The organism is Nonomuraea antimicrobica, assembly GCF_039536965.1.
Classification (GTDB): Bacteria; Actinomycetota; Actinomycetes; order Streptosporangiales; family Streptosporangiaceae; genus Nonomuraea; species Nonomuraea antimicrobica.
Genome location: NZ_BAAAZP010000160.1, coordinates 16,657 through 42,715, shown reverse-complemented (window position 1 = coordinate 42,715; position 26,059 = coordinate 16,657). Strand labels below are relative to the sequence as shown.

Sequence of the window (26,059 nt, the reverse complement as noted above, 5' to 3'; positions counted from 1 at the left end):
CGGCCTCCGCGCCCACCCCGGCCTCCGCGCCCGCCTCGGCCACCGCCCACGCCCCGGTCCCGGCGGGCGAGCAGGCCCCACAGCGCGAGCAGCCCTCCGAGGGCGCGCGGGCCGCGAGCGCCTGGGACGCGTACCCGACCGGCCCCTCGTTCCTCGACGCCCTGCGCCAGGGGCGGGCCCCGAGGGCCGTGTGGTCGGCGGTGCCCGGTGCCCGGGGCTGGGCGGTCCCGGTCGCCGAGGCCGTACGCGCCACCCTGGACGGCGGCAGGGGAGCCGTCGTCGTGGTCCCCGACGGCAAGGACGTGGCGCTGGCCGACGCCGAGTTCGAGCGGCTGCTCGGCCCCGGCAGGCACGTGGCGCTCACCGCCGACCTGGGACCGGCCGAGCGCTACCGGCGATGGCTGAAGGTGCTGAGAGGCCAGGTGCGCGCCGTGGTCGGCACACGGGGCGCCATGTTCGCCCCCGTCGCCGCGCTCGGCCTGGTCGCCATCTGGGACGACGGCGACGACCTGCACGCCGAGCGGCTGGCCCCCTACCCGCACGCCCGCGAGGTGCTCGGGCTGCGCGCCCACAGGACGGGCGCGGCGATGCTGATCGGCGGCTACGCGCGTACGGCCGAGGCCACCCAGCTCATCGCCTCCCGCTGGGCCAGGCCGATCGTGGCCGCCCGTACGACGATCAGGAGCCTGGCGCCCCGCGTCCACCCCGCGGGGGAGGACGCCGAGCTGGCCAAGGACCAGGCCGCCCGGCAGGCCCGCCTGCCCAGCCTCGCCTGGCGGGCCCTGCGCCACGGGCTGGAACGCGGCCCCGTGCTGGTGCAGGTGCCCAGGCGGGGCTACCTGCCGGCGCTGGCCTGCCGGCACTGCCGCGCCCCGGCCCGCTGCGTCCTGCCGCCCACCCGGACCGCCGCACAACTCGTGGAGGCCGACGGCGAGGCGCCGCGCTGTCACGGGCCGCTGGCGCTCAGGGGCGGCCACGCGGCCCCCTACTGCCGCTGGTGCGGAAGGGTGGACGCCGACTGGCGGTGCCCGAACTGCGGCAGCCCTCGGCTGCGGGCGGTCGTCACGGGCGCCCGGCGTACGGCGGAGGAGCTGGGCCGGGCGTTCCCGTCCGTTCAGGTGCGCACGTCCGGGCGCGACGGCGTCTTGGCCACCGTGCCGGCCGCGCGCGCCCTGGTCGTTGCGACGCCGGGCGCCGAGCCGGTGGCGGAGGGCGGCTACGCGGCGGCCGTGCTGCTCGACGGATGGGCGCTGCTGGGGCGGGCCGACCTGCGGGCCGCCGAGGAGACGGTGCGCCGCTGGATGAACGCCGCCGCCCTCCTGCGTCCCGCCGCCGAGCTGGTGGTGCTCGGCGACGCGGGGCTGCCCGCCGTACAGGCCCTGCTCAGGTGGGACCCGGTCACCCACGCGGAGCGCGAGCTGGGCGACCGGGCCGAGCTGGGGTTCCCGCCCGCGGTGCGGATGGCGACGCTCACGGGCGTGGCCGCCGCGGTCAGGCAGATGCTCGACGAGGTACGCCTGCCGCCCGACGCCCAGGTGCTCGGCCCCGTGCCGGTGGACGACTCGGGCCAGGAACGTGCCATGATCCGCGTGCCCCGTACCGGCGGCCTGGCGCTGGCCGCCGCGCTCAAGGGAGCCAGCGGGGTACGCGCGGCGCGTAAGACACCAGATGTCGTGAGGGTGAGTGTCGACCCGCTCGACCTGATTTAGACCGTTTCCCCGATTCGCTCATCCGTTGGCCAGCCGTTAGCGTGCCCCTGTGTCGATCGAATGGGTGAACCAGGCCATCGACGACCTGCGTGCATGGGGGCGCACGCGGGAAGTCGAAGTGGACGCGGACGAGGTCCGCCTGCTCTGCGACTACGCCAGCGACTACCTCAACGTCAACGAACTGGGCGATTTCTCTCCGGAGACCTTCGACGAGCTGCTGCTGTCCATCTATCCGCGCAAGGTCATCGCCCCTCCCGAGAGCGCTCCCGAGACCGTCGCGGCCGCCCGCACCCTCGTCGACTACCTCAGCGAGTCCGGCCAGGTGAGCGCGGAGACCGCCGGGCTCATGCGCGAGCGGCTCGACGACATCGAGCCCCGCATGTCCGGGGCGCTCGCCGACCCGGCGAACTTCGGCATGGCCAAGAGCCTGTTCAGCTCCATCGGCCCCGAGTCGCTCGAGCAGTCGATCGCCATCCCCTCCGGCGAGCTGCCCGATCTGGGCGAGGCGCCCTGCGACTGCCCGGCGTGCACGCCGCTGCCCGCCGTGCGGCTGGCCGATCCCGGTGACCTGCGCGCCGCGCTGGAGGCCGTCCCCATGCTGGCCGAGCAGCCGCTGCCCGACGGCGACGAGCCGCTGACGGCATGGGCGCAGCGCGTCGCCCACCTGCTGGAGCAGGACACCGGCGGCGCGGTCACCGGCTCGGCCGAGCTCGACGAGGGCCTCTACGACCTGTGCGACATGCTCTATCGGCTCCAGGTGCGGGTGCCCGTGACGGTGATCCGCGACCACCTCGACGAGATCGCCGGCGACGGCGAGGTCGACCTGCCGCCCGTGCTCGGGCGGCTGGAGTGGTCGGGCCTGCTCCAGGTCACCGGCGACTCCGCCGAGCTCACGCCCCAGGGCGTCTGGGCCCTGCGCGAGCACTACCTCTCCCTCGGCATCGACGCCCCCCAGGCCCCCGACCTGGCCGAGGCCGACGCGCTCGGGCTCATCGAGGGTCTGCTCGAAGGCGTGCCCACCGAGCTGGCCGAAGACGACATCACCCGGTGGCTGTCCGGCCGCGTGTCCGGCGAGGCCGCCGCCGAGCTGCTGGCCGCCGCCTCTGGCGCGCCAGCCGTGGCCCGCGGCATCGCCATCACCATCGTCGACCGGCTCGGGCCCGACGCCGAGCCCGCCGTCCGCGGCTACCTCGAGGACCAGGAGCTGCGCCCGCACGCCATCCACTGGCTGGCCGCCAGAGGGCTGCCCGCGCCGCACTTCACGCAGGACGAGCTGCTGTGGGTCAGCGTCGACATGCTGGCCCTGGCCATGCCCGCGGCCGAGGAGGACCCCGAGATCTTCGCCGAGAACATGGCCGCCTCCGGCCCACCCGCCCACCTGATCGAGGAGATGTGGCGGGTCGACCACCCCGACGTCGTCGACGTGCTCGAGCTGCTCGGGCGCTCCATCCCCGACGGCACGGTGGCCAAGGCGGCACGCAAGGCCGCGTTCAAAGCCCGGTCGCGAGCCATCCGTTGAGTACGCTCATGTGACCGGTGTGCAGTAAGTTTCGTGGGTGGCAAACAACGTCTTCGACCTCGCCGAGCTGCGCAAGCTCATCGATGAGCAGGCCGCCGTGCCGCCACGGCCCCCTGAGGAGACTCCGGTGGAGCACGAGGCGCTGACCTTCCCGCCGGTGCTGCCGGCGTCCGACGCCGAGTTGGCCAAGGCGGTGCCCACGGTGCCGCTCGTGGCCGACGCGATCAGGCTCACTTCCTGGACGGGCACCCGCCAGGTCACCCCGCACGGGCACCTGGCCGAGGCCGACGCCGCTGCCGCCGCGGCCGAGCTGGGCCTGTCCGCCGCCCGCGTCCGCCTGGTCTGGATCGTCGCCGTCAACACCGGGCTGCTGCAGATCGTCGGCGGCCGGGCCGCACGGGGTCCGCTGTCGATGCAGCTCACGGTCGAGGCCACGCTGGAGTTCTGGGACGGCGTGGTCATGGACGTGCTCGACCGCGCCGACGACGGGCTCACCGGCTCGGCCGTGGTCGACGGCCACCTGGCCGAGATGCTGGCCACGATCTACTCCGTACGGTCGGGCGTCGCCACCGCCAACCTCGCCCGCGGCATCCTCCAGTCCCACGAGGTGGCCTGTGCGCCGGGGCCCGCCGAGATGCGCAAGATCGCCGCCGCGCTGCCCGCGGAGCTGCTGGAGGCGCTGAGCCTGCTGACGTACTGCGGGCTGGTCGAGCAGACCGTCGCGGGCCGCACCGCGCTCACCCCGCTGGGTGTCTGGGCCATCCGCCGCGACCTGCTGCGCGAGGGGCACGACGCGCCCACCACGGCCGAGGTGGAGGTGTTCGCCGACCTGTCGGCGGCCGAGCTGGTCGACGCGCTGGTCAAGGGCAGCGCCACGCAGAGCGCGGTGGCCGGGTGGCTGGAGCGCCGCTCGCCCGAGTCGGCCGCCCGCGACCTGATCGAGATCGCCGCCTCCGGCACGGCCGGCCAGCGCGGCGCGGTGGGGGCGGTCCTGGAGGAGCTGGGCCCGGAGGCCGAGCTCCCGGTCAGGCAGGCGCTCGACCATCCGCTCATGCGCCGCTACGCCGCCTCCTGGCTGCACATCCGCGACCTGAAGGCCCCGGCGCTCAGCCCCGACGACCACACCTGGATCGCCGTCGACTCCCTGGCCGCGCTCATGCACCTGTCCGGCCCTGCCGCGGTCCGCATCGACCCGCCCGAGCCGGGCGAAGATCTGATCAAGCTAGTCGGCGAGATGCCCGCGGTCGGCCACCCCGACACGGTCGCCGTGCTCGACATGCTCGCCACCGCCCACGACGACCAGGCCGTGGTCAAGGCGGCCCGCAAAGCCGCGATGAAGGCCCGCTCGCTGGAGCACGCCAGGGCGCACGGCGGCTGACGGCCCCGCGCACCCACTAAACTGGGCTGATCCACGCTTGAGAAACGGAGTGACCCCCTTGGCGATCCAGTCGATCCGGCTGTTCGGTGACCCGGTGCTGCGCACCCCGGCGGCCCCGGTCGTCGACTTCGACAAGGAGCTGCGCAAGCTGGTCAAAGACCTCACCGACACGATGATGGACGCCCCGGGGGCCGGCCTCGCGGCCCCGCAGATCGGCGTCGGTCTTCGGGTCTTCACCTACTACGTCGACGAGCAGCTCGGCCACCTGATCAACCCCGATCTCGACCTCTCCGCCGACCTCGACGAGGAGGGCGAGGAGGGCTGCCTGTCGTTCCCCGGCCTGTCGTTCCCCACCCCGCGGGCCGTTCGCGCCGTGGCCAAGGGCTTCGACCTGCACGGCGAGCCCGTCACGATCGAGGGCACCGACCTGATGGCGCGGTGCTTCCAGCACGAGACCGACCACCTCGACGGCATCCTGTTCATCGACCGCATGGACCCCAAGCAGCGCAAACTGGCCATGAAGGCCGTGCGCGAGGCGGAGTGGAGCGGCCTGGCCGCACCCGTGATCAAGGTCTCGCCCCACGCCACCGGCGGAAAGGCACTCTGAACGCATGCGTCTGGTCTTCGCGGGCACTCCCGAGACGGCGCTGCCGTCGCTGCGCGCCCTGATCGACTCGCCCCGGCACGAGGTGGTGGCGGTCGTCACCCGGCCCGACGCCCAGTCAGGCCGGGGCCGCAAGGTGCATCCGTCGCCGGTGGCCGCGCTGGCGGAGGAGACCGGCATCGAGGTGCTGCGCCCGCAGAAGGCCGGTGACCCGGCCTTCCTCGACCGGCTGCGCGCCCTTGAGCCCGACTGCTGTCCCGTGGTGGCCTACGGCGCGCTGCTGCCGCAGTCGGCCCTCGACGTGCCCCGGCACGGCTGGATCAACCTGCACTTCTCGATCCTGCCCGCCTGGCGCGGGGCCGCCCCCGTCCAGCACTCGATCCTGCACGGTGACGAGATCGGCGGCGCGACGACGTTCCAGATCGTCAAAGAGCTAGACGCCGGTCCCGTCTACGGCGTGGTGACCGAGGAGATCCGCGCCTCCGACACCAGCGGGTCACTGCTGGAGCGGCTGTCGGTCTCGGGAGCGGGGCTGCTGTCGGCCACCCTCGACGGCGTCGAGGACGACACCCTCGAGGCCCGCCCGCAGCCCGCCGACGGCGTCACCGTCGCCCCCAAGATCACCGTCACGGACGCCCGCGTCCACTGGGCCAAGCCCGCCATGCACGTCGACCGCCTGATCCGGGCCTGCACGCCCAATCCCGGGGCCTGGGCCGAGTTTCGTGGCCAGCGGGTGAAGCTCGGGCCGGTGCGCGTGCTCGCGGGTGAGCGCCTGGCGCCGGGGGAGATCGCGGCCACGAAGACGACGGTGGTGGTCGGCACCGCCACCGACGCGGTCGAGCTGGGCGAGGTGCAGCCGCAGGGCAAGCGGGTGATGGGAGCGGGGGAGTGGGCCCGGGGGGTCCGCCCGGAGAGCGGCGAGGTCTTCACGTGACCGACGGCCGTCCGCGCAAGCCTCGCCGGCCCACCCGCGACCCGGCGCGCAACGCGGCCTTCGACGTCGTGCGCGCGGTCGACGAGCGCGACGCGTACGCCAACCTGCTCCTGCCGCGCCTGCTCCGCGAGCGCGGCATCAGGGGGCGCGACGCCGCGCTGGCGACCGAGCTGACCTACGGGACCCTGCGCGGGCTCGGCACCTACGACGCCGTCATCGAGGTGTGCAGCGACCGCGCGCCCGACCCCGACGTACGCGACGCCCTGCGCCTCGGCGCCCACCAGCTCCTGCGCATGCGCGTCCCGCCGCACGCGGCCGTCGGCACCACCGTCGACCTCGTACGCCTGCGCGTCGGCGCCGGGGCCGCCAAGTTCGTCAACGCGGTGCTGCGCAAGATCGGCTCCAGGACACTCGACGAATGGGTGCCCATCGTCGCGCCAGACCCGGCCGACGACCCGGTCGGCCACCTCGCCGTCGCCCACGGTCACCCCCGGTGGATCGTCTCCGCCTTCCGCGACGCCCTGGGCGCGCCCGACGAGCTGGCCGACCTGCTCGACGCCGACAACGCCCGTCCCCTGGTGACCCTGGTCGCGCGGCCGGGGCGCAGCTCGGTGGCCGAGCTGGCCGACGCGGGGGCCGTGCCGGGGCGCTACTCGCCGTACGCCGCCTACCTGCGCGAGGGCGATCCCGGGCAGATCGCGGCGGTGGCCGAGACCCGCGCCGCGGTCCAGGACGAAGCCAGCCAGTTGGTCGCGCTCGCCCTCACCCGGGTGCCGCTCGACGGCGGCGGTGAAGGTGACGGCGACGGTGACCGTGACGGCGAGCTGTGGCTCGACATGTGCGCGGGGCCCGGCGGCAAGGCCGGGCTGCTCGACGCCATCGCCACCCACGGAGACCTGGCCGAGGCGGCCGATCCCGCGGCGGAGGGCTTTCCCGGCGGCGCGCGGTTGCTGGCCGCCGACGTCCAATACCACCGGGCGCGGCTGGTCTGGCAGACCACCCGGGAGGCCGCGGTGGTCACCGCCGACGGCACCGAGCCCGCCTGGCGGCCGGGGGCGTTCGACCGGGTCATGCTCGACGCGCCCTGCACCGGGCTCGGCGCGCTGCGGCGGCGGCCCGAGGCCCGGTGGCGGCGCGACCCGTCCGGCATCGCCGACCTCGGCAAGCTGCAGCGGCGGCTGCTCGACACGGCCGTCGACGCCGTCCGTCCCGGCGGCGTCGTGGCGTACGTCACGTGCTCGCCGCACCTGGCCGAGACGCGGGTCGTGGTGAGCGACGTCCTGGCGCGCAGGCATGACATCGAGCAGCTCGACGCCCGCCGTCACCTGCCCGAGGTGGCGGGGCTCGGCGACGGGCCGCACGCCCAGTTCTGGCCGCACCGGCACGGCACCGACGCGATGTTCCTGGCCCTGCTGCGCAAGCGCTCCTGATGGCGTGCCGGGGGCGGTCCTGTTCCCGGCACGGCTGTGGGGTCCTGAGGGCGCTTCGGGTGCGCCGGCTTCCGGCTGTTTTCCGGCCCCGGCTCCGGGTGTGAGCGGGATTGGCGGCGCTTGCGGTGGTGGGAGATCTGGCACCGGAGAGGTTCCTGTGGTCCGATCTACGACGTGGATCTTCTCGATGACCTTCACCGGGCCGAGCTGGCGCCGATCATCTGGCTGCAGGGGTTGCCCGATGCCGTCCGTCCCGTGATGGAGTTGGTGTCGGTGCTCGGCACGGACACGTTCTTCCTGCTCTGCTTGCCGGTCCTCTACTGGTGTGTCAACCCGGCACTGGGTCTGCGCCTGGGGCTCACCGTCCTGCTGGCGGCCGGCACGAACGCGATCGGCAAGCTCGCCGCGCACCAACCCAGGCCGTACTGGATCGAGCCCGGGATCCGTCCGCTGTCCGTCGAGGGGGCCTTCGGGCTGCCGTCCGGGCACGCCCAGATCGGCACGGCGGCCTTCGGACGGCTGGCGGCCGTGGTGGCCAGGCCGTGGGCGTGGTGGACGGCCGGGGCGCTCGTCGCGCTGGTGTGCCTGAGCCGGGTGTACCTGGGGGTGCACTTCATCTCCGACGTGGTCGTCGGGGTGCTGCTCGGGCTGGTGGTGCTGGCGCTGGTGAGCAGGTTCGAACGGCCCGCGACGCGCTGGTGGCGGCGGCGACCCCTGTGGGCGCAGCTCGCCATGTCCGTGGCGCTCTCCGGGGCGCTGATCGGCGCGGCGGCGCTGGCCAACGTCCCGTACGCCGGGTGGACGCCGCCCCTGAGCTGGAGGTTCGCCGGGGCGATCGATCCCCAGCGGCTCGACACGGTCGTCACCCTGGCGGGCGTGCTGCTCGGCATGCTGGCCGGGGCGTCGGTCATGGACCGGCTCGGCTGGTTCGACGCGGGCGGGCCGCTCGGGCAGCGGGCCGCCCGCTGGGCGCTCGGGACGGCGGTGGCGGCGCTCATCTGGTACGCCGAGCGCGAGGTGCTGCCCCAGACCGAGGCGGCGACGTTCGTCGCGTACGCCGTGCTGGCGCTGTGGGTGCAGGTGGGCGCGCCTGTGCTGTTCATCAGGCTCGGGCTGATGTCACGGGTGGAGCGGCGGTCCCGGGCGGCCGTCCACTGAGCGGTGGCCCGACTGGAGTGGCCCATTGACGGCGGTGCCCCAGCGGCGCGCTCTCAGCGGTGGCCCGACTGCGGCGCGCTCTCAGCGGTGGCCCGACTGCGGCGCGCTCTCAGCGGCGCGCTCTCAGCGGTGGCCCGACTGCGGTGGCCCGACTGCGGTTGGTCGGAGGCCGACTGGAACGGTGTCACTCTGCCGCGTGGCCGAGCGTGGTCGGATGGCTCCACCACTGGTCGATGTCGCGGATGGCCAGGCGATATTCCCGTTCGGCGCCGGGTCCGCCGAGGTCTCGGGCGGCGGCGGTCAGCACGGGGGAGTCCGGCGCGTCCACGAAGCGATAACGGTCCAAGGCCGTACGGATCAGCGCGAGGACCGCAGCTCGCCCCTCGCCTCGACGCCAGGCCCGCTGAGCGCGGATCAGGACGGCGTGCACCGCCTCGCCCAAACCCCAGGTCTCACCGACCGGGACGGGGCTGAAGCCGAACGGCACCGGCCGCGCCGACTCGTCGGGGCGATCCTGGCGCCAGGTGTCCAGGAAACCGTCGTGCCAGTAGGACAGCTCTTCGACGAGCAGGGCGCGGCGTCGCTCGGGAGGAAGCCGCAGCGCAATGTCGTCGAGGCAGCGGCGCGCGCTGCGGGCCGCGGTGAGGGCCTCCTCCAGCACCTCGTATTTCCGCCGGACGGGCAGCCGGTCGGACAAGGCGGTCAGCGCCAGTGCTCGGTGAGTGGGGTCGGTGAAGGACCTGGCCGCGTCCAGCCCGGCCTCCAGCGCGACGCCCGCCAGGTGCTCGGCCCTCGCGGACAGGAAACGCCCCAGGTAGCCGGGACGCTCCAACGCCTGGATCGCGTGGACGAGCATGGCCATCAGTTCGTCGGTGAGGAGTGGGCACAGCTCGTCGAGGACGCCGTAGGCGAAGTAGTTCTCATACGAGACGTCCTGGAGTCTGATCTCCAGTGCCTGGCCCAGTGCCGCGTTCCTGGCCGGGTGATCGGCGGGCAGCAGGGCAGCCGCTCTGATGAGCAGGGTGGCATTCTCGGTCTTACCGGCCAGCGCAACGGCCTCCGTCAGCGGTGCGACCCGTTCCTCGGGCGCTGCCAGCTCGGCCGCGTCGATCAACAGCCGGGCGCGGTCGTCCTCGTCGACGAGCATTTGGGCGGACGTGAGCAACCCGGCCACGACCTGGTCTCGGGCTCCTGCGGGCAGCAGCGCTGCCACGCTGACCAGCGAACGTTCCCGGACATCGCGATCGGTGATCGTGTGCGCCACTGCCAGCGCCTCGGCCAGGACCGCGTCGCGTTCGCCGGGTGGCAGCACCCCGGCCGCCTCCACCAGCAGTTCGACATGCCCGTCCGGCGCGGCCCTCTCAACGACTCGGGCGAGTGCGGCACGGCGCCGGTGTTCTGGCAGCAGCATGATGGCCTCGGCCCAGCACTGTCCCAGCGCCTCGGGACTGAACTCCCTCACCTCCGCGAGGGCGCCGCCGCGTAAGTTCTCGGGCAGCCGCGGAATCAGCGCCATCAGCGCGGCATCGCGAGAGAACGAAGAGGGCATCGCCCGCACATCACGCAGCGCCTCCGACGCCGGCCCGGCGGTGAGGAACGGAGCAAGCTCCTGCAGCGCCCACGCACGGTAGAACTCGTCCTGAAACGTTCTGGCGACGGCCAGCGCGTCACACATCGCCTCGGCCGTCAGGTGAGGGGCGAGCCCGGCCAGAGCCATGATGCGACTCTGCGGGCTCTCCAACCCGGAGACGGACGCCACCGCGCGACGCATCCCCTGCGGCGAGAGCAGCGCCGCCACCTCGGACAGCAGATCGGAGTCGACGCCGGGATCACCTCGTACCGCGGCCATGGCGTCGACCACCACCTCGTGCAGCACCGGCGGCCGCTGCTCTTCGGGCAGATGCGGGAGCATGTCCAGCAGCGCCCGGCCCCGCTCGCCGCCGGGCAGGCGGCGGACGTCGTTCAAGGCCCGGACCCGATCCCAGAGCCCCGCCTCCAGCAGCATCAACGCCACCCCACGGCGCGGCCGATCAGCCTGCTCCGCGCACACTCTCATCAGGGTGTAGCGCATCTCCAGACCCAGCGACGGAGCGTTACGGCCGGCCGCCGCGTCGGTGGCCCGGCGCGCTGCCCCGGCGGCAGCCTCCAGGTCACGCAGGTAACCATCGACCTGCCCGGCCCGGTGCCGCGCGTCGAACCACACGTTCACCACCCCAGGCCGTCCCTGACCTGCGGGCTGCTCGCACGCCAGCAGCCGATGCACCTCCTCGGCGCGCCCGGCCGCGAGCAGGTGGCAGACCAGGTGACGTAAGCCGTACCCGCCGTCGGCATCGCCCAGCAGGGGATGCGCGGCCAGCGCCGGCAGGCCGTTCTCCAGCCCGCCCCACAGCGTGAGATAGTGATCGGCGATTGTGGAGTGAGCCCCCAAGACGGCTGCGGCCAGCCTCCTGTGGAGCAGGGCCGCCAACGCGCGGAGCACCCCGCCGTGACCGTCGTGCGCAAGATCACATCCCGTCGGCCGGTTCGGTCCCGGACGTACCAAGTCCGCGTGGGCCGGCCCGAGCCAGGTCGCCACGACGCCGGCATCGACCTGTTCGCCCGCCGCCGCCAGCGCAGCCAGAACGGATGAACCCAGATCCTCCACGCCGGCCCCCTATCCGTGATCATCAGTACGCTACTGTCTCGTAGCTTCGGCCGTCCCCGGGATGATGTCGGCGTCATGCCACCCGCGGCGCCTGGGCCGGCCGGTGAACCGCGAACCTCAGCCTCAGCGTAGGGACGGGTTGGAATCCCCGGCCTTCAGCTTCAGGAGGGGGAGGAAGTCAATACACTTGGGCCATCATGGCCGTACAGATCTCGCCCAGCATCCTCGCCGCCGACTTCGCCCGGCTCGCCGACGAGGCCGCCGCCGTGCCCAATGCCGACTGGCTGCACGTCGACGTCATGGACTACCACTTCGTGCCCAACCTGACCCTGGGGCTGCCCGTGGTCGAGGCGCTGCGCAAGGCGACCGCCACGCCGCTCGACTGCCACCTCATGATCGACGACCCCGACCGCTGGGCCCCGCAGTACGCGGGGGCGGGGGCGGGCAGCGTGACGATCCACGCGGAGGCGGCCAAGGCCCCCATCCGTACGTTGCGGGAGATCCGCTCGCTCGGTGCCCGGGCGGGCCTCGCGCTCAACCCGGCCACGGCCGTGGAGCCGTACGAAGACCTGCTGGGCGAGGTCGACATGCTGCTGCTGATGACCGTGGAGCCGGGGTTCGGCGGGCAGAAGTTCCTCGACGTGGTGCTGCCGAAGGTCCGGCGGGCGCGTGAGCTGATCGAGCGGCACGGCGGGCGCGTCTGGTTGCAGGTGGACGGCGGGGTCGACGCCGAGACCATCGTGCGCTGCGCCGAGGCCGGTGCCGACGTGTTCGTGGCGGGGAGCGCCGTCTACGGGGCCGCCGACCCGCTGGCCGCCATCGACGATCTCCGCGCCGCCGCCGTCCGCGCCCAGTCGGCGTCCGCGCCCTGAAGCCGTCCCCTCGCTCTGAAGCCGTCCCCTCGTTCTGAAGCCGTTCCCCGCCCTTGAGCCGCGCCCTCGCCTGTGGAACCGCGGCCTCGCCGAACCGCGGCCTCGCCGTGAGGTCGTGGGGCCGTGGGCTGTGACTGAAACGTCCCTTACCCGGGTAACTCTTTACTTATGGGCGACTATGGGATCTTCGGGCCCCGCTCGGTGACGTGGCGGGTGATGGGCGAGCCGATCCTGCTGGTGGGCGGCTTCCGGGCGCTGCTGATGCAGGGTCTGCACCCAAGGGCGATGCGCGGGGTGCTGCAGAACTCCGCGCTCATGGATCCGCACGAGTCGTGGTCGCGGTTCGCCCGTACCACCGAGTTCGTCCGCGTACGCACGTACGGCACCCGGGCCGAGGTCGAGCGCGCCGGTCGCCGCGTACGCAAGATCCACGCCACCCTGACCGCCCGCGACCCCGACACCGGAGAGACGTTCCACCTCGACGAGCCCGAGGCGCTGCGCTGGGTGCACGTGGGCGAGGTCGACTCCTACCTGTCGGTCGCCCGCCGCGCCGGGGTACGCCTGTCCGACGCCGAGGCCGACACGTTCGTGGCCGAGTGGCGCAGGGCCGCCGAGGTGGTGGGGCTGCCGCCCGACGAGGTGCCGGGCTCGGTGGCCGAGTTGCGCGACTACATCGAGGCCGCCCGCCCGGGGCTGCGCTTCGTCCCCGAGGCGGCCCATCCGCTGCGCCTGTCGTTCAACGCCCCGCTCCCGCTGCTGCTGACGCCGCTCAAGCCCGCGTTGCCGGCGTTGACGCTGCTGGCGTTCGCGACCCTGCCGCGCTGGGCCAGGCGGCTGTACGGGCTGCCCGCCACGCCGGTCGGCGACCTGTGGGCCACCGCCACGCTGCGTACCCTCCACACCGGGATCGGGCTGGTCCCCGGGCAGGTCCGGTACAGCCCGGCGGCGCGTCGCGCGCATCGGCTCATGGCCGCCTGAAACGAGCGCTTGGTCGGTTAGGTGGGGGCGGTCGCGTGCTCGGTTCGGGGCATGGCACACTGATAGCGGAAAGAGAGCTAGCGTGCTCCGGGGTCGGTGAAAATCCGAACCGGCGGTGACAGTCCGCGACCCGGCCGATGCCATCGGCCGGTTGACCCGGTGAAATTCCGGGACCGACGGTTAAAGTCCGGATGGGAGGAAGCGCGCGAGGTGTCCGGCGTCCCAGCCGGCCGCCTGCCGTGGTGCCTTCGGGCGTCGCGACGAAGATCCCCCGGGGCCCGCCGTGGCTTTGAGCTACTGGCGAGTAGGAGACCCGGGGTGGAGAGACCCGAGCGCGATGCCGCATTCATGGCGCGCGCCGTCGAGCTGGCCCGGAGCGGGCACGGCGGCACCAGCCCCAACCCGGTCGTGGGCTGCGTCGTGCTCGACGCCGCCGGGCAGGTCGCCGGTGAGGGCTTCCACGCGTACGCCGGAGGGCCGCACGCCGAGGTCGTCGCGCTGGCGCAGGCGGGAGAGCGGGCCCGGGGCGGCACCGCCTATGTGACGCTCGAGCCCTGCGACCACACCGGGCGCACGGGGCCGTGCAGCGGCGCGCTGCTGGCGGCGGGCGTGGCGCGGGTGGTGATCGCCGTGTCCGACCCCAACCCCAAGGCGGCGGGCGGCGCCGCGCGGCTGCGTTCCCACGGGGTCGCCGTCACCACCGGGGTGCTCGCCGAGGCGGCGGAGCGGGTCAACGAGGAGTGGTTGACGTACGCGCGGCTCGGGCGTTCGCACGTGACCTGGAAGTTCGCCGCGACGCTCGACGGCAGGTCGGCCGCCGCCGACGGCACCAGCCAGTGGATCACCTCGCCGCAGGCGCGGGCCGACGTGCACCGGATGCGGGCCGCCGCCGACGCGATCGTCGCCGGGATCGGCACGGTGCTGGCCGACGACCCCCGCCTCACGGCGCGCCCCGGCCCGTCCCCGTCCGAGGACCGGCCGGATGGGCCGGGCGGGGTGCCGGGTGCCGGTGCCGGTGGGAGGCGGGTGCCGGTGCGGGTCGTGGTCGATCCCGACGCCAGGACACCGCAGTCCGCCCGCGTCCTCGACGACCAGGCCCCCACGCTCGTCGCCGTGGCCGACGACGCCGACACCGGCCTCAAGGCCGACCTGCTGCGCCTGCCCCGCCACGACGACGGCCTCGACCTGCGCGCCCTCCTGAGCGAGCTGGCCGCGCGGGAGGTCGTGAGCGTGTTCCTGGAGGGCGGGCCCACGCTGGCCGGTTCGTTCGTCAGGCAGGGGCTGGTCGACCGCGTGGTCGCGTACGTGGCCCCGGCGCTGCTGGGCTCCGGCAGGTCCGCGCTCGGCGAGGCCGGGGTGCGGACGATCGGCGAGCTCCACCGCCTCAGATTCGACGAGATTTCCCCCATCGGGCCGGACGTACGGCTGATCGCCCGGCCCGCCACCCACCCAGGCAGGGAGAAGTGATGTTCACCGGGATCATTGAGGAAAAGGGCGACGTGGTGGCCATCGAGCAAGCGGGCGGCGGAGCCCTGCTGTCGGTGCGCGGCCCGATCGTCACCTCCGACGCCAAGCACGGCGACTCCATCGCGGTCAACGGCGTGTGCCTCACGGTCGTGGCGGTCGAGGGCGACGTGTTCACCGTCGACGTGATCAGGGAGTCGCTCGACCGCAGCTCCCTGGGCGGCCTGGCGGCGGGCTCGGCGGTGAACCTGGAACGCGCCGTACGCGCCGACCAGCGCCTCGGCGGTCACATCGTGCAGGGCCACGTCGACGGCACCTCCGCGCTGCTGTCCCGCGACCCGGGCGAGAGCTGGGACGACCTGCGGTTCTCGCTCCCCGAGGCGCTCAGCCCGTACGTCGCGGAGAAGGGCTCGATCGCCGTCGACGGAATCAGCCTGACGGTCACGACGGTTGACGACGAAAGCTTCGGCGTGAGTCTCATCCCGACCACGCTGAAGCTCACCACCATGGGCGAGCGCCAGGTGGGCGACGTGGTGAACATCGAGGTCGACGTGATCGCGAAGTATGTGGAGAGGCTGGTGGTCAGACAGTGAACTGGCTCAATGCCGGATTCGAGGTGTTCGGCACGCGCGTGCTGTGGACCGACCTGGTCGGCAACGTCGCCGCCCTGGCCACGGTCGTGCTGGCCATGCGCAGGTCGATGTGGACGTGGCCGGTGCAGTTCGCCGGGTCGGTGCTGCTGCTGATCGCCTCGATCAACGCGCAGATCACCGGCAACGCGCTGAAGCAGGCGCTGTTCGCGGCCCTGGCGGTCTACGGCTGGCTGGCGTGGCGGCGCGGCACCCAGGACGGCAAGCCGCTCGCGGTCCGGCCCGCCCAGTGGTGGGAGCGTTCGCTGCTGGTCGGCGTCATGCTGGTGGGCACCGCCGTGATCGGGCTGCTGTTCTACGTGACGGGGCTGTCGTGGGGCGCGCACGAGCCGCTGCCGAAGGGCGCGTTCCTGGTGGCGGCCGACGCCTACATCTTCGTCGGCAGCGCCCTGGCGACCTGGGCGCAGGGCAGGGCGCTGGTCGACTTCTGGATCGTGTGGGTGGCGGTCGACCTCGTCGGGGTGCCGCTGGCGTTCAGCTCGGGGCTGGTGGTCTCCGGAGCCGTGTACGGCGTGTTCTTCCTCCTGGTCCTCGTCGGCTTTGTGAAGTGGTTGCGTGAATACCGCGCCGCGGTCCCGAACGTGGCGGTGGCCCAATGAACGAGATCAAGCTCGACCCCGAACCCGGCGGTGAACCAGTGAGTGACATCAAGCTCGACCCGATCGAGCGTGCCATCGACGACATCCGGCAGGGCAAGCCCGTGGTCGTGGTCGACGACGAGAACAGGGAGAACGAGGGCGACCTCATCTTCGCCGCCGCCAGGGCCACGCCGGAGCTGTGCACGTTCACGATCCGGCACACCAGCGGCGTGATCTGCGTGGCCATGGAGGGCAAGGAGCTCGACCGGCTCGGCCTGCCCCTCATGGTCTTCCAGAACAAGGAGCACATGCGCACGGCGTACACGATCACCGTCGACGCCCGTGACGGCGTCACCACGGGCATCTCCGCCGCCGACCGGGCCAGGACGATCCGTACGCTGGCCGACTCGGCGACCGAGCCCGACGAGCTGGTGCGTCCCGGCCACATCTTCCCGCTGCGCTACCGCGAGGGCGGCGTGCTGGCCCGGCGCGGTCACACCGAGGCGGCCGTCGACCTGGCCAGGCTCGCCGGGCTGTCGGCGGCAGGGGCGCTGGCCGAGGTGGTCAACGACGACGGCACCATGGCCAGGCTGCCCGAGCTGCGGCGCTTCGCCGACGAGCACGACCTGGCCCTGGTCTCCATCGAGCAGCTCGTCGATTACCGGCGGCGGGCCGAGAGCATGGTCACCAGGGTGGCCGAGACGCGGCTGCCCAACGCGTACGGGACGTGGCGGGCGTACGGCTACGCCAGCGCGCTCGACGGCGGCGAGCACGTCGCGCTCGTCTACGGCGACCTGTCCGACGGCGAGAACGTCCTCGTCAGGGCCCACTCCGAGTGCCTGACCGGCGACGTGTTCGGGTCGCTGCGCTGCGACTGCGGGGTGCAGCTCGACCACGCGATGGCGGCCGTCGCCGAGGAGGGCCGCGGCGTGATCGTCTACCTGCGCGGCCACGAGGGGCGGGGCATCGGGCTGCTGGCCAAGCTGAAGGCGTACGGGCTGCAGGACAACGGCAGCGACACCGTCGACGCGAACCTGGAGCTGGGGCTGCCGGTCGACGCGCGAGAGTTCTCCAACGCGGGCCAGATCCTGGCCGACCTCGGCGTCAGGTCGGTTCGGCTGCTCACCAACAACCCGGCCAAGCTCAAGGGCATGGACGGTTACGGCATCAAGGTCCTCGGCCGCGAGCCCATGCCCGTGGCCATGAACCCGTACAACGAGCGGTACCTCAGGGCCAAGCGCGATCGGCTCGGCCACGACATCTCGGAGGCGTCATGAGCGGCGAAGGAAGGCCGGGGGTCGCGGCGCCCGACGCGTCGGGGCTGACGGTGGGGGTGGTGGCGGCGAGCTGGCACGCCAAGATCACCGACCAGCTCGTGTCGCGGGCCCTGCGGGCGTGCGACGACAGCGGCGCCACGGCGACGGTCGTGCGGGTGCCGGGGTCGCTGGAGATCCCGGTGGTCGCCCAGGCCCTCGCCCGCCGCTGCGACGCGGTGGTGGCGCTGGGCGCGGTGATCCGCGGTGAGACCGCCCACTTCGACTACGTCTGCGACTCGGTGACGGCGGGCCTGACCCGCATCTCGCTCGACGAGGAGACGCCCGTCGGCAACGGCGTGCTCACCTGCGAGACGATGGACCAGGCGCTCGACCGCTCGGGCCTGCCGGGCAGCAAGGAGGACAAGGGGTACGAGTCGGCCATCGCCGCGCTCGAGACCGCCCTCCTTCTGAGAGACCTCCACTGAGCTGCGGTAGGTTTCCCTCGTGTCAGAGCCCGTTTCCCCTCCGCCCCTGCCCGTCACCTGGCGTCCGCGCCGGGGTCGGTTCGTCGCCTACGGCTTCGCCACGCTGATCGTGGTGGGGTCGGTGATGATGGCGATCTTCATCGCCCAGCCGTTCAAGCTGCCCGATCGGGTGGCGCTCGTCGCGTTCGGCTGCGCGGTGGCGTTCGTGCTGCACCTGCTGGGCCGGGTGCGGGTGGAGGCCGACGAGCGGGGCGTCACGATCGTCAACGCCCTGCGTACGCACCGGTACGAGTGGGCGGAGATCCTGGAGGTCACGCTGGTGGTCGGCGACCCGTGGCCGCGGATCGACTTCTCCGACGGCCGGACGATCGGGGCCATGGGCATCCAGGGGTCGGAGAAGTCGCGCGCCCACCGGGCGACGGCCGAGCTGCGCGCCCTCATAAGCGAACGCGGCGAGGCCCGCGAGGGCGACGCGCCAGGAGCCGGCCAGGACCGGCAGGGGTGAACCGGAGGCGGCCGGAGACGGGCGCGGAGGTCAGCCCGCTTCGAGGAACAGCTCGTCGACCGAGTCGACCGTGAGAACGTGGATGAGCCACTTCTGCAGCAGCTCAAGATCCTCGCAGGCGGAGATGGCCTCCCGCTTCTCACTGCTGACCCACAGGAAGCGCGACTGAAGGGCGACGTCGATCGCCCGCCGCGCGGCGGTGATCTTGCTGCGCTGCCTGACCTCGGGGGAGACGGGGAACGTGTCCCAGGGGTCGGGCGCGCTGAGGTGCGCGTGCATCACGACCCGCCCGCCACTTCCGCGACCGCCGCACCGGCTGCGCCGGCCGTGACGGTGTGGGGGCGTGCGGGACGACTGCCGACGTGGATCATCTCTTCTCCGGTTGCTCGCGGATGTCCTCGCTGCCAAGCCCCGGTCCCGGTGGCGCCGGATCTTGTCGATGGGGAACCTCGGGAGGCAAGGCTCGGGGGCGGGCCTTGTCCGTCATCTCTTTCAGTGAGCGCAAGCTTACCGTTGGTGACGGTCGTTCCGGGCGAATATCGCGGAGGCGAAGTGTCGTCGTAGCCTGAAAGGGTGCTGCGGCGGACAATCAGGCCGGTGGACATCGAGTCTCCGGCGAAGCTCATCGAGCTGCTCGACCGGCATGCGTACCTGGCCGACGAGGGGCTGGCCACGGCCGCCTTCCTGGCCCTGCGCATGGGGCGGCCCCTGTTCCTCGAAGGCGAGGCGGGCGTCGGGAAGACCGAGCTGGCCAAGACGCTGGCGACGCTGCTGAAGGCGCCGCTCATCAGGCTCCAGTGCTACGAAGGGCTGGACGCCGCCCAGGCCCTGTACGACTGGGACTTCGCCCGCCAGCTCCTGCACCTCAAGGCCGCCGAGGCGGCGGGGGTCACCGACGTGAGCCGGTTGGAGGGGGAGATCTACGACCGGCGGTTCCTGATCGCCAGGCCGCTGCTGAAGGCGATCGAGACGCAGCCGAGCGTGCTGCTGGTGGACGAGATCGACCGGGCCGACGACGAGTTCGAGGCGTTCCTGCTGGAGGTGCTCTCCGACTTCACGATCTCCATCCCCGAGCTGGGCACGGTCAGGGCCGCGACGCCGCCGGTGGTCGTGGTGACCTCCAACCGCACGCGCGAGGTGCACGACGCGCTCAAGCGGCGCTGCCTGTACCACTGGCTGGAGCATCCCGACTTCGACCGCGAGGTCGCCATCCTGCTGCGGCGCCTGCCGGACTGCACCGAGGTGCTGGCCACTCAGGTGGCGCGGGCGGCCGAGCGGCTGCGGCGGGCCGACCTGGTCAAGCCGCCGGGCGTGGCCGAGACGCTCGACTGGACCGAGGCGCTGCTGACGCTGGGCGCCAAGGAGCTGGATCCCGGCCGGGCCGCCGCCACGCTCGGCGCGGCGCTGAAGTACCGGGAGGACGTGGCGACCGTGATCGGCAACGGACTGCTCGGCCATGACTGACCGGGGTGACCGGGGTGCGGGCGGGCCGGCCGCCACCATGACGGGGTTCGCCAGGACCCTGCGCGCGGCGGGCGTCGCGGCCGACCACGAGCGCACCCAGAACCTGCTGCGGGCGCTGGCCCACCTCGACGTGACCGACGCGGGCGAGGTGTACTGGGCCGGGCGCCTGACGCTCTGCGCCACCCCCGACGACCTGCCCCGCTACGACCGCTGCTTCGCCGCCTACTTCGGCGGCCACGGGGCCGTCCTGACCCGTACGGCCAGCACGAGCGTCACCCGCCACCTGGCCGAGTGGCAGGGCGAGGAGGGCGACGGCGACGACGACGGGACGGCGGCCCCGGCCACGTCCAGCCGGATCGAGGTGCTGCGGCACCGCGACGTCGCGCGGCTGACGGACGCCGAGCGGGCCGAGGTGCACCGCATGCTGGCCATGCTGAGGGCGGGCCGGGCCCGGCGGCGCTCGCGCCGGTTCGAGAGCGCCCACCGGGGCATCCTCGACCAGCGGCGGACGATCCGCGACGCGCTCAGGAAGGGCGAGGTGGCCAGGCTCCGCCACCGCCGGCACACCACGAGGCCGCGCCCGGTCGTGCTGTTCGTGGACGTCAGCGGCTCGATGGCCCCGTACGCCGAGACGCTGCTGCGCTTCGCCCACGCGCTGGTCAGGAGCGAGCCCAGGGCCACCAGGGTCTACTCGGTCGGCACCAGGCTCACCCCGATCACCGCCGAGCTGCGCCACCGCGATCCGGGCACCGCGCTGAACGAGGCGTCCAAGGTCATCCCCGACTGGAGCGGCGGAACCCGGCTGGGTGACGAACTCAAGGAGTTCCTCGCTCGTTACAGCGCCAGGGGAGCGATCGCGGTGATCGCCTCCGACGGGTGGGAACGCGGTGATCCCGAGCTGCTGGGCACGCAGATGGCACGCCTGGCCCGGCAGGCGTATCGGGTGATCTGGGTCAACCCGCACAAGGGGTATGACGACTACCAGCCGCTGACGGGAGGCATGCGGGCGGCGCTGCCGTACCTCGACGACCTGGTGGCCGGGCACAGCCTGGCCGCCTACGAGCGACTCAGTGAAAGGCTCGCCCATGCGTGACGTGCTGCCGGAGATCATGAAGTGGTGGCGGTCAGGGCTCAGATTCGGGCTGGCCACGGTGGTGGGCACGTGGAGCAGCGCGCCCAGGCAGCCGGGTGCGTCCATGGCCGTGTGCGGTGACGAGGTGGTCGGCAGCGTCTCCGGCGGCTGCGTCGAGGGCGCGGTGTTCGAGCTGGCCGCCGGCATCGACACGCCCGTCCTGCAACGGTACGGCGTGAGCGACGACGACGCCTTCGCCGTCGGGCTCACCTGCGGCGGCATCATCGACATCCTCGTCGAGCCCGTCTCCGTCGAGACCTTCCCCGAGCTGGGGGAGGTGGCGGCCTCCATCGAGGCGCGCGAGCCCGTCGCCGTGGCCACCATCGCCTCCGGCCCCGGCCGGATCGGCGCCCGCCGCGTCATCTGGCCCGGCCGCACGTCGGGCACGCTCGGCCTCGAACGCCTCGACGCCGCCGTGGACGACGACGCCCGCGGCATGCTCGCCCAAGGGCTGACCGGCCTGCGGCACTACGGCGGGCAGGGGGAGCGGCGGCTGGACGACCTGGCCGTGTTCGTGCACTCCTTCGCGCCGCCGCCCAGGATGCTGGTGTTCGGCGCCATCGACTTCGCCGCGGCGGTGGCCAGGGTGGGCAAGTTCCTCGGCTATCACGTCACGGTGTGCGACGCGCGGCCGGTCTTCGCCACCGCCAAGCGGTTCCCCGACGCCGACGAGGTCGTGGTCAAGTGGCCGCACGACTATCTGGCCTCCGTGCAGGTGGACGAGCGTACGGTGATCTGCGTGCTGACCCACGACCCCAAGTTCGACGTGCCGCTGCTGGAGGTGGCGTTGCGCACCGGGGCCGGTTACGTGGGGGCCATGGGCTCGCGGCGTACCCACGACGACCGGCTGGCGCGGTTGCGCGAGAGCGGGCTCACCGAGGCCGAGCTGGCCCGGCTGCGCTCGCCGATCGGGCTCGACCTCGGCGCGCGCACGCCGGAGGAGACGGCCGTGTCGATCGCCGCCGAGCTGATCCAGCTCCGCTGGGGCGGCTCCGGCCGCCCGCTGTCCGCCACCGAGGGGCGCATCCACCACGAGCCCGGCCTCGGGGCACGGGGTGAGGCGACGTGAGGGGCTCCAAGGTCGCCGGGCTGCTGCTGGCCGCCGGCTCGGGTTCGCGGCTGGGGCAGCCCAAGGCGCTGCTCGAGTACGAGGGTGAGCGGCTGGTCGACCGCGGGATACGGCTGCTGGAGGAGGGCGGCTGCCATCCGGTCGTGGTCGTCCTGGGCGCGGCCACGGTGCAGGTGCGCAGGGCGGTGACCGTACGCAACCCGGACTGGGCCTCCGGCATGGGCTCCTCCCTGCGCGTCGGGCTGGCCGCGCTGCCGGAGGAGGCCGAGTCCGTGGTGGTCGCGCTGGTGGACCAGCCGCTGATCCGGCCCGGCGCGGTACGCGCGCTGATCGCCTCGGGCGCCGGGCTGGCCGTCGCCACCTATGCGGGGCGGCGCAGGAACCCCGTGCTGATCTCCCGTACGCACTTCGCCGGGGTCGCGGAGCTGGCCGTGGGGGACGTCGGGGCGCGGCCGTACCTGAAGGCCCATCCCGAGCTGGTCACCGAGGTGCCGTGCGACGAGCACGGAGACCCGGCCGACGTCGACACGCCCGACGACCTCGACCTGCTCTCGGGGAGCCACCCCTGACCGGGGCGAAGATCGGAAGCGGACCAGCAGCGGATCAGAAGCGGAGTGAGGCGATCGCGGCCCGGTGGTCGCTGCCCGTGGCCGGTGCGACCCCCGCCTTGGTCGCCGTCATCCCCCGGTAGAGGATGTGGTCGGGCCTGGTGACCGGGAACTCGGCCGGCCAGGTGAACCCGAAGCCCTCGCCCGCCGCGCTCTGGGCGTCGGTCAGCGGCGGGGTCAGCCCGCGCATGCCGCGGTCGGTGGTGGCGGTGTTGAGGTCGCCGAGCAGCAGGATGCGCTTGCTGGGGTCGGCGTCGATGAGCTTGCGCGCGTGCGCGAGCGAGGAGTCGCGCGAGGCGGTCTCGCCGGGCCTGGCCGAGGCCAGGTGCATGACGTAGACGGTCACCTTGCCCTTGGGGGTGGTGATCACCGCGCGCAGGGCGCGCGGCCAGCCCAGGCCGACGTCGAGCGGCTTGGTCTCGCTGATCGGGTAGCGACTCCACAGGCCGACCGTGCTGACCGGATAGTGGTATTTGAACATCTTGTTGAGCTGCTTGGCGGCCGGCCCGCCCCGGGTCAGCTCCTGGGCGGCCAGGACGTCGAGGTCTTTGGCGATCGCGCGTACGGCCTCGCCCGAGGCGCTGTTGCGCACCCCCACGTTGACCGTGCCGACGTCGATGTCGCTCGGGCCGCCCGGCGGAGTGCGCAGCAGCGTGGATCCGAACATGACAGCCCACACCGCCCCCGGCACCAGCGCCGCGAGGGCCGCGGCCGTCGACCTCGCCATCGCGGCGGCCGTGAGCAGCAGCGGCACGGCCAGCCCCATCCAGGGCAGCAGGCTCTCCAGCACGGGAGTGAACCCGCCGAGCGCGGGGATCAGCCCGTGACCCGCCAGGGCCGCGGCCACCACGACGGAGACGATGACGACGACCCGACTCAGCACTCGAACCAGGCTAGCGGCTCCTGCCTGCCGCGCCCGCGCGATAACATGGTGCCACCTCAACAGAACATCATTCGGTCGGTGGGAGCCCGCATGCGCATCGGTATGGCACTCAACTACTCGGGCGGTTTCAAGGAGTCGGTCGAGGAGCTGGCCGACTACGAGAAGGCCGGGCTCGACATCGTGTTCGTGCCGGAGGCGTACTCGTTCGACGCGGTCAGCCAGATGGGCTACATCGCGGCCAAGACCGGACGGCTGGAGATCGCCTCGGGCATCCTGCCGATCTACTCGCGCACCCCGGCGCTGCTGGCCATGACGGCGGCGGGGCTCGACTACGTCTCCGACGGGCGGTTCACGCTGGGGCTGGGCGCGTCGGGGCCGCAGGTGATCGAGGGTTTCCACGGGGTGCCGTACACCGCGCCGCTGGGGCGGACGAAGGAGATCATCGAGATCTGCCGCCAGGTGTGGCGGCGCGAGCGCCTGCAGTACGAGGGCCGCCACTACACGGTGCCGCTCCCGCCCGGCGAGGGCACCGGCCTCGGCAAGCCCTTGAAGATCATCAACCGTCCGGTACGCTCCCGCATCCCCATCGTGGTGGCCGCCATCGGCCCCAAGAACGTCGAGCTGACCGCCGAGCTGGCCGAGGGCTGGGAGCCGATCTTCTACGTGCCCGAGAAGGCCGCCGAGGTCTGGGGCCCGTCGCTGGCCGCGGGAAAGTCCCGGCGCGACCCCGAGCTGGGCGAGCTGGACGTGATCGCCCAGGCGTCGCTCGCGATCGGCGACGACGTGGCGGGGCTGCTGGAGTTCGGGCGGCCTATCGCGGCCTTGTACATCGGCGGCATGGGTGCCAGGGGCAAGAACTTCTACAACGACCTGGCCAGGCGCTACGGCTACGAGAGGGAGGCTGCGCTGATCCAGGACCTCTACCTCCAGGGCAAGAAGGACGAGGCCGCCGCGCAGGTGCCGGCCGAGCTGCTGGAGAAGATGTCGCTGGTGGGCAGCGAGGGGTTCGTGCGCGATCGCGTACAGGCGATGAGGGAGTCGGGGGTCACCACGCTGAACGTGACGCCGTTCGGCAGGACGCACGAGGACCGGGTGCGGCTGATCGAGCAGATCAAGGAGATCGCCGCTGGGTGAGGGTAAATTATCGCAGAGTCTGGGTGATCATACCATTGTGAGGTAGATCACTCTTTTTGCGGGAATTGTCCACATTTAGTGGATGTTGGGGCAGCTCGTGAGGTTCTCCCCCGTGTTCGTGTGGCTCGTCGAGCGACTGCACATCGACCTGTGCCGGCTGCAGGGTTCGCTCTGTCGCTGACGTCGCCGCCGCGTTCGTCCAACCCCTCACCTGGCGTGCCTTCGGCATGCCCTCCTTTCGGAGGCTTCCTCCCCGTGAAGAGATTCTCCTTCTCCCTGCAATTGCTGCTGGGCCTCGTCGTCGGCATCGCGCTCGGCTTCGCCGCCAAGCTCTGGGACGTGGTCTGGCTGACCGAGACCCTGACCCGCGTCGGCCAGATCTTCGTACAACTCCTCAAACTCGCCGTTCCGCCGCTCGTCTTCACCGCCGTCCTGGTCAGCGTGGCCAACCTGCGCAACGTCAACGGCGCGGCCCGGCTCGCCTCCAAGACGCTGCTGTGGTTCCTGATCACCGCGTTCGTCTCGGTGGCGCTCGCCATCGGGCTCGGCTTGATCCTCAACCCCGGCCAGGGCGTCACGCTGGACACCGGCGCCGCCAAGGCCCCCGAGAACACCGGCACCTGGCTCGACTTCGTCACCGGCATCCTGCCCACGAACGTCGTCACCGCCTTCACCGAGGTCAACGTCCTCCAGATCGTCTTTCTGGGGGTCGTGGCCGGCGCCGCGGCGCTGGCCGTCGGTGAGAAGGCCGAGCCGATCCTGGGCCTCGCCCGTTCCGCGCTGGAGCTGGTGCAGAAGGCGCTGTGGTGGGTCATCCGGCTGGCTCCCATCGGCACGGCGGGCCTGATCGGCAAGGCCGTGGCCACGTACGGCTGGGACCTGCTGGCGCCGCTGGCCAAGCTCAGCCTCGGCGTCTACATCGGCTGCTTCGTGGTGCTGCTGGTGGTGTACCCGACGCTGCTGGCGGTGTGGGGCAAGGTCAGCCCCGTGCAGTTCTTCCGCAACGCCTGGCCCGCGATCGAGCTGGCCTTCGTCTCCCGTTCGTCCGTCGGCACGCTGCCGCTGACCCAGCGGGTCACCGTCGAGCGCAACGGCGTGGACGGCGACTACGCCTCGTTCGCGGTGCCGTTCGGGGCCACGACCAAGATGGACGGCTGCGCCTCCGTGTACCCGGCGCTGGCCGCGATCTTCGTGGCCCAGGTGTTCGGGGTGCAGCTCGGGGTGGGTGACTACCTGCTGATCGCGTTCGTCTCGGTGGTCGGCTCGGCCGCCACGGCGGGCCTGACCGGCGCCATCGTCATGCTGACGCTCACGCTCAGCACGCTCGGGCTGCCGCTCGAGGGCGTCGGTCTGCTGCTGGCGATCGACCCGATCCTCGACATGATCCGTACGGCCACCAACGTCGCGGGACAGATGGTCGTACCGGTGCTGGTGGCCCGTTCCGAGGGCCGCCTGGACACGGCGGTCTTCAACGCGCCGCCGCAGCCGCTGGACGAGGCGCCCGCGCGCCGCGTACCGGAGCCTGCGACGGCCTGATCCGCGGACGACGAGGGCGGGAAGCAGCCGGCTTCCCGCCCTTCGCGCTGCCTGAAGGAGCACAGGGGC

At 72.7% G+C, this 26,059-nt stretch carries 25 protein-coding genes and 1 riboswitch; of the genes, 22 read left to right on the top strand and 3 right to left on the bottom strand.

Features of this window, described 5'->3' with window-relative positions; genetic code table 11:
• The 7 genes from ABD844_RS39105 to ABD844_RS39075 all read left to right on the top strand — a co-directional run.
• The coding region (locus ABD844_RS39105) for a primosome assembly protein PriA (protein ID WP_344889869.1) at nucleotides 1-1,709 on the top strand (1,709 nt) is incomplete at its 5' end.
• A 49-nt stretch (nucleotides 1,710-1,758) separates the two neighbouring features.
• Nucleotides 1,759-3,228: a hypothetical protein gene (locus ABD844_RS39100; RefSeq protein ID WP_344889866.1), complete on the top strand. Its 1,470-nt coding sequence runs from the start codon at nucleotides 1,759-1,761 to the stop codon at nucleotides 3,226-3,228.
• A 37-nt stretch (nucleotides 3,229-3,265) separates the two neighbouring features.
• Nucleotides 3,266-4,606: a hypothetical protein gene (locus ABD844_RS39095; protein WP_344889863.1), complete on the top strand. Its 1,341-nt coding sequence runs from the start codon at nucleotides 3,266-3,268 to the stop codon at nucleotides 4,604-4,606.
• A gap of 58 nt (nucleotides 4,607-4,664) precedes the next feature.
• Nucleotides 4,665-5,213 (top strand): peptide deformylase, encoded by a 549-nt coding sequence (gene def, locus ABD844_RS39090; RefSeq protein ID WP_344889860.1) that lies wholly within the window; start codon nucleotides 4,665-4,667, stop codon nucleotides 5,211-5,213.
• 4 nt (nucleotides 5,214-5,217) lie between these two features.
• Nucleotides 5,218-6,144, top strand: coding sequence for a methionyl-tRNA formyltransferase (gene fmt / locus ABD844_RS39085; protein WP_344889858.1), 927 nt, complete (start codon nucleotides 5,218-5,220; stop codon nucleotides 6,142-6,144).
• Nucleotides 6,141-7,574 carry an RsmB/NOP family class I SAM-dependent RNA methyltransferase gene (locus ABD844_RS39080; RefSeq protein ID WP_344889855.1) on the top strand — a complete coding sequence of 478 codons (1,434 nt, stop codon included), beginning with the start codon at nucleotides 6,141-6,143 and terminating at the stop codon, nucleotides 7,572-7,574. The genes fmt and ABD844_RS39080 overlap by 4 nt, the downstream gene beginning before the upstream one ends.
• A 174-nt stretch (nucleotides 7,575-7,748) precedes the next feature.
• Nucleotides 7,749-8,732: a phosphatase PAP2 family protein gene (locus tag ABD844_RS39075; RefSeq protein ID WP_344889852.1), complete on the top strand. Its 984-nt coding sequence runs from the start codon at nucleotides 7,749-7,751 to the stop codon at nucleotides 8,730-8,732.
• A gap of 184 nt (nucleotides 8,733-8,916) precedes the next feature.
• On the opposite strand, the gene ABD844_RS39070 is transcribed toward ABD844_RS39075, so the two are convergent.
• Nucleotides 8,917-11,211 carry a hypothetical protein gene (locus ABD844_RS39070; protein WP_344889850.1) on the bottom strand — a complete coding sequence of 765 codons (2,295 nt, stop codon included), beginning with the start codon at nucleotides 11,209-11,211 and terminating at the stop codon, nucleotides 8,917-8,919.
• 362 nt (nucleotides 11,212-11,573) lie between these two features.
• Here ABD844_RS39070 and rpe point away from each other — a divergent pair, with 362 nt between their 5' ends.
• The 8 genes from rpe to ABD844_RS39030 all read left to right on the top strand — a co-directional run bounded on the left by rpe (nucleotide 11,574) and on the right by ABD844_RS39030 (nucleotide 18,164).
• Complete coding sequence (rpe, locus tag ABD844_RS39065) at nucleotides 11,574-12,248, top strand: ribulose-phosphate 3-epimerase (protein ID WP_344889847.1); 675 nt, start codon at nucleotides 11,574-11,576, stop codon at nucleotides 12,246-12,248.
• Between the two features lie 168 nt (nucleotides 12,249-12,416).
• The gene (locus ABD844_RS39060; protein ID WP_344889844.1) at nucleotides 12,417-13,226 is read left to right on the top strand and encodes an oxygenase MpaB family protein; all 810 of its coding nucleotides are present in this window, start codon (nucleotides 12,417-12,419) and stop codon (nucleotides 13,224-13,226) included.
• Between the two features lie 78 nt (nucleotides 13,227-13,304).
• Nucleotides 13,305-13,435, top strand: a riboswitch (FMN riboswitch).
• Between the two features lie 109 nt (nucleotides 13,436-13,544).
• On the top strand, nucleotides 13,545-14,693 hold the full coding sequence (gene ribD, locus ABD844_RS39055) for a bifunctional diaminohydroxyphosphoribosylaminopyrimidine deaminase/5-amino-6-(5-phosphoribosylamino)uracil reductase RibD (RefSeq protein WP_344889842.1): 1,149 nt from the start codon (nucleotides 13,545-13,547) through the stop codon (nucleotides 14,691-14,693).
• On the top strand, nucleotides 14,693-15,283 hold the full coding sequence (locus ABD844_RS39050) for a riboflavin synthase (protein WP_344889839.1): 591 nt from the start codon (nucleotides 14,693-14,695) through the stop codon (nucleotides 15,281-15,283). Before ribD ends, ABD844_RS39050 begins: the two co-directional genes overlap by 1 nt.
• Complete coding sequence (locus ABD844_RS39045; RefSeq protein ID WP_344889836.1) at nucleotides 15,280-15,939, top strand: nicotinamide mononucleotide transporter family protein; 660 nt, start codon at nucleotides 15,280-15,282, stop codon at nucleotides 15,937-15,939. The genes ABD844_RS39050 and ABD844_RS39045 overlap by 4 nt, the downstream gene beginning before the upstream one ends.
• Nucleotides 15,936-17,195 carry a bifunctional 3,4-dihydroxy-2-butanone-4-phosphate synthase/GTP cyclohydrolase II gene (locus ABD844_RS39040; RefSeq protein WP_344889834.1) on the top strand — a complete coding sequence of 420 codons (1,260 nt, stop codon included), beginning with the start codon at nucleotides 15,936-15,938 and terminating at the stop codon, nucleotides 17,193-17,195. The genes ABD844_RS39045 and ABD844_RS39040 overlap by 4 nt, the downstream gene beginning before the upstream one ends.
• Entirely contained in the window at nucleotides 17,192-17,659 is a 468-nt protein-coding gene (gene ribH, locus ABD844_RS39035; RefSeq protein WP_344889831.1) for a 6,7-dimethyl-8-ribityllumazine synthase, read from the top strand. Before ABD844_RS39040 ends, ribH begins: the two co-directional genes overlap by 4 nt.
• Before the next feature lie 19 nt (nucleotides 17,660-17,678).
• The gene (locus ABD844_RS39030) at nucleotides 17,679-18,164 is read left to right on the top strand and encodes a PH domain-containing protein (protein WP_344889829.1); all 486 of its coding nucleotides are present in this window, start codon (nucleotides 17,679-17,681) and stop codon (nucleotides 18,162-18,164) included.
• Nucleotides 18,165-18,194: 30 nt separating this feature from the next.
• Here ABD844_RS39030 and ABD844_RS39025 read toward each other — a convergent pair whose 3' ends face one another.
• Entirely contained in the window at nucleotides 18,195-18,443 is a 249-nt protein-coding gene (locus ABD844_RS39025; protein WP_344889826.1) for a hypothetical protein, read from the bottom strand.
• Between the two features lie 318 nt (nucleotides 18,444-18,761).
• Between ABD844_RS39025 and ABD844_RS39020 the strand changes: the two genes are divergently transcribed.
• Genes ABD844_RS39020 through ABD844_RS39005 form a run of 4 tightly spaced genes read left to right on the top strand, consistent with a single transcriptional unit; the run spans nucleotide 18,762 to nucleotide 22,398 of the window.
• A complete protein-coding gene (locus tag ABD844_RS39020) occupies nucleotides 18,762-19,628 on the top strand; it encodes an AAA family ATPase (protein ID WP_344889823.1) in 867 nt (288 codons plus the stop codon).
• On the top strand, nucleotides 19,621-20,721 hold the full coding sequence (locus ABD844_RS39015) for a vWA domain-containing protein (RefSeq protein ID WP_344889821.1): 1,101 nt from the start codon (nucleotides 19,621-19,623) through the stop codon (nucleotides 20,719-20,721). The genes ABD844_RS39020 and ABD844_RS39015 overlap by 8 nt, the downstream gene beginning before the upstream one ends.
• Nucleotides 20,714-21,829 carry an XdhC family protein gene (locus ABD844_RS39010; RefSeq protein WP_344889818.1) on the top strand — a complete coding sequence of 372 codons (1,116 nt, stop codon included), beginning with the start codon at nucleotides 20,714-20,716 and terminating at the stop codon, nucleotides 21,827-21,829. Before ABD844_RS39015 ends, ABD844_RS39010 begins: the two co-directional genes overlap by 8 nt.
• A complete protein-coding gene (locus ABD844_RS39005) occupies nucleotides 21,826-22,398 on the top strand; it encodes a nucleotidyltransferase family protein (RefSeq protein WP_344889815.1) in 573 nt (190 codons plus the stop codon). Before ABD844_RS39010 ends, ABD844_RS39005 begins: the two co-directional genes overlap by 4 nt.
• Before the next feature lie 34 nt (nucleotides 22,399-22,432).
• Here ABD844_RS39005 and ABD844_RS39000 read toward each other — a convergent pair whose 3' ends face one another.
• Nucleotides 22,433-23,320 (bottom strand): endonuclease/exonuclease/phosphatase family protein, encoded by an 888-nt coding sequence (locus ABD844_RS39000; RefSeq protein WP_344889812.1) that lies wholly within the window; start codon nucleotides 23,318-23,320, stop codon nucleotides 22,433-22,435.
• 90 nt (nucleotides 23,321-23,410) lie between these two features.
• On the opposite strand from ABD844_RS39000, the gene ABD844_RS38995 reads away from it, so the two are divergent.
• The 3 genes from ABD844_RS38995 (at nucleotide 23,411) to ABD844_RS38990 (ending at nucleotide 25,990) form a co-directional block, all read left to right on the top strand.
• Nucleotides 23,411-24,454, top strand: coding sequence for an LLM class F420-dependent oxidoreductase (locus tag ABD844_RS38995; protein ID WP_344889810.1), 1,044 nt, complete (start codon nucleotides 23,411-23,413; stop codon nucleotides 24,452-24,454).
• An 82-nt stretch (nucleotides 24,455-24,536) separates the two neighbouring features.
• Nucleotides 24,537-24,635, top strand: a complete 99-nt coding sequence (locus ABD844_RS53425) for a putative leader peptide (RefSeq protein WP_425568729.1) — start codon at nucleotides 24,537-24,539, stop codon at nucleotides 24,633-24,635.
• 74 nt (nucleotides 24,636-24,709) lie between these two features.
• Entirely contained in the window at nucleotides 24,710-25,990 is a 1,281-nt protein-coding gene (locus ABD844_RS38990) for a dicarboxylate/amino acid:cation symporter (protein WP_344889807.1), read from the top strand.
• The last annotated feature ends 69 nt before the right edge of the window (nucleotides 25,991-26,059 follow it).

What these genes read in the sequence shown, in the direction of transcription:
- fmt (WP_344889858.1), top strand. Translation starts at nt 5,218, where the DNA reads ATGCGTCTGGTCTTCGCGGGCACTCCCGAGACGGCGCTGCCGTCGCTG.
- rpe (WP_344889847.1), top strand. Translation starts at nt 11,574, where the DNA reads ATGGCCGTACAGATCTCGCCCAGCATCCTCGCCGCCGACTTCGCCCGG.
- ABD844_RS39060 (WP_344889844.1), top strand. Translation starts at nt 12,417, where the DNA reads ATGGGCGACTATGGGATCTTCGGGCCCCGCTCGGTGACGTGGCGGGTG.
- ABD844_RS39050 (WP_344889839.1), top strand. Translation starts at nt 14,693, where the DNA reads ATGTTCACCGGGATCATTGAGGAAAAGGGCGACGTGGTGGCCATCGAG.
- ABD844_RS39040 (WP_344889834.1), top strand. Translation starts at nt 15,936, where the DNA reads ATGAACGAGATCAAGCTCGACCCCGAACCCGGCGGTGAACCAGTGAGT.
- ribH (WP_344889831.1), top strand. Translation starts at nt 17,192, where the DNA reads ATGAGCGGCGAAGGAAGGCCGGGGGTCGCGGCGCCCGACGCGTCGGGG.
- ABD844_RS39025 (WP_344889826.1), bottom strand. Translation starts at nt 18,443, where the DNA reads ATGCACGCGCACCTCAGCGCGCCCGACCCCTGGGACACGTTCCCCGTC.
- ABD844_RS39015 (WP_344889821.1), top strand. Translation starts at nt 19,621, where the DNA reads ATGACTGACCGGGGTGACCGGGGTGCGGGCGGGCCGGCCGCCACCATG.
- ABD844_RS39010 (WP_344889818.1), top strand. Translation starts at nt 20,714, where the DNA reads ATGCGTGACGTGCTGCCGGAGATCATGAAGTGGTGGCGGTCAGGGCTC.
- ABD844_RS38995 (WP_344889810.1), top strand. Translation starts at nt 23,411, where the DNA reads ATGCGCATCGGTATGGCACTCAACTACTCGGGCGGTTTCAAGGAGTCG.
- ABD844_RS53425 (WP_425568729.1), top strand. Translation starts at nt 24,537, where the DNA reads ATGTTGGGGCAGCTCGTGAGGTTCTCCCCCGTGTTCGTGTGGCTCGTC.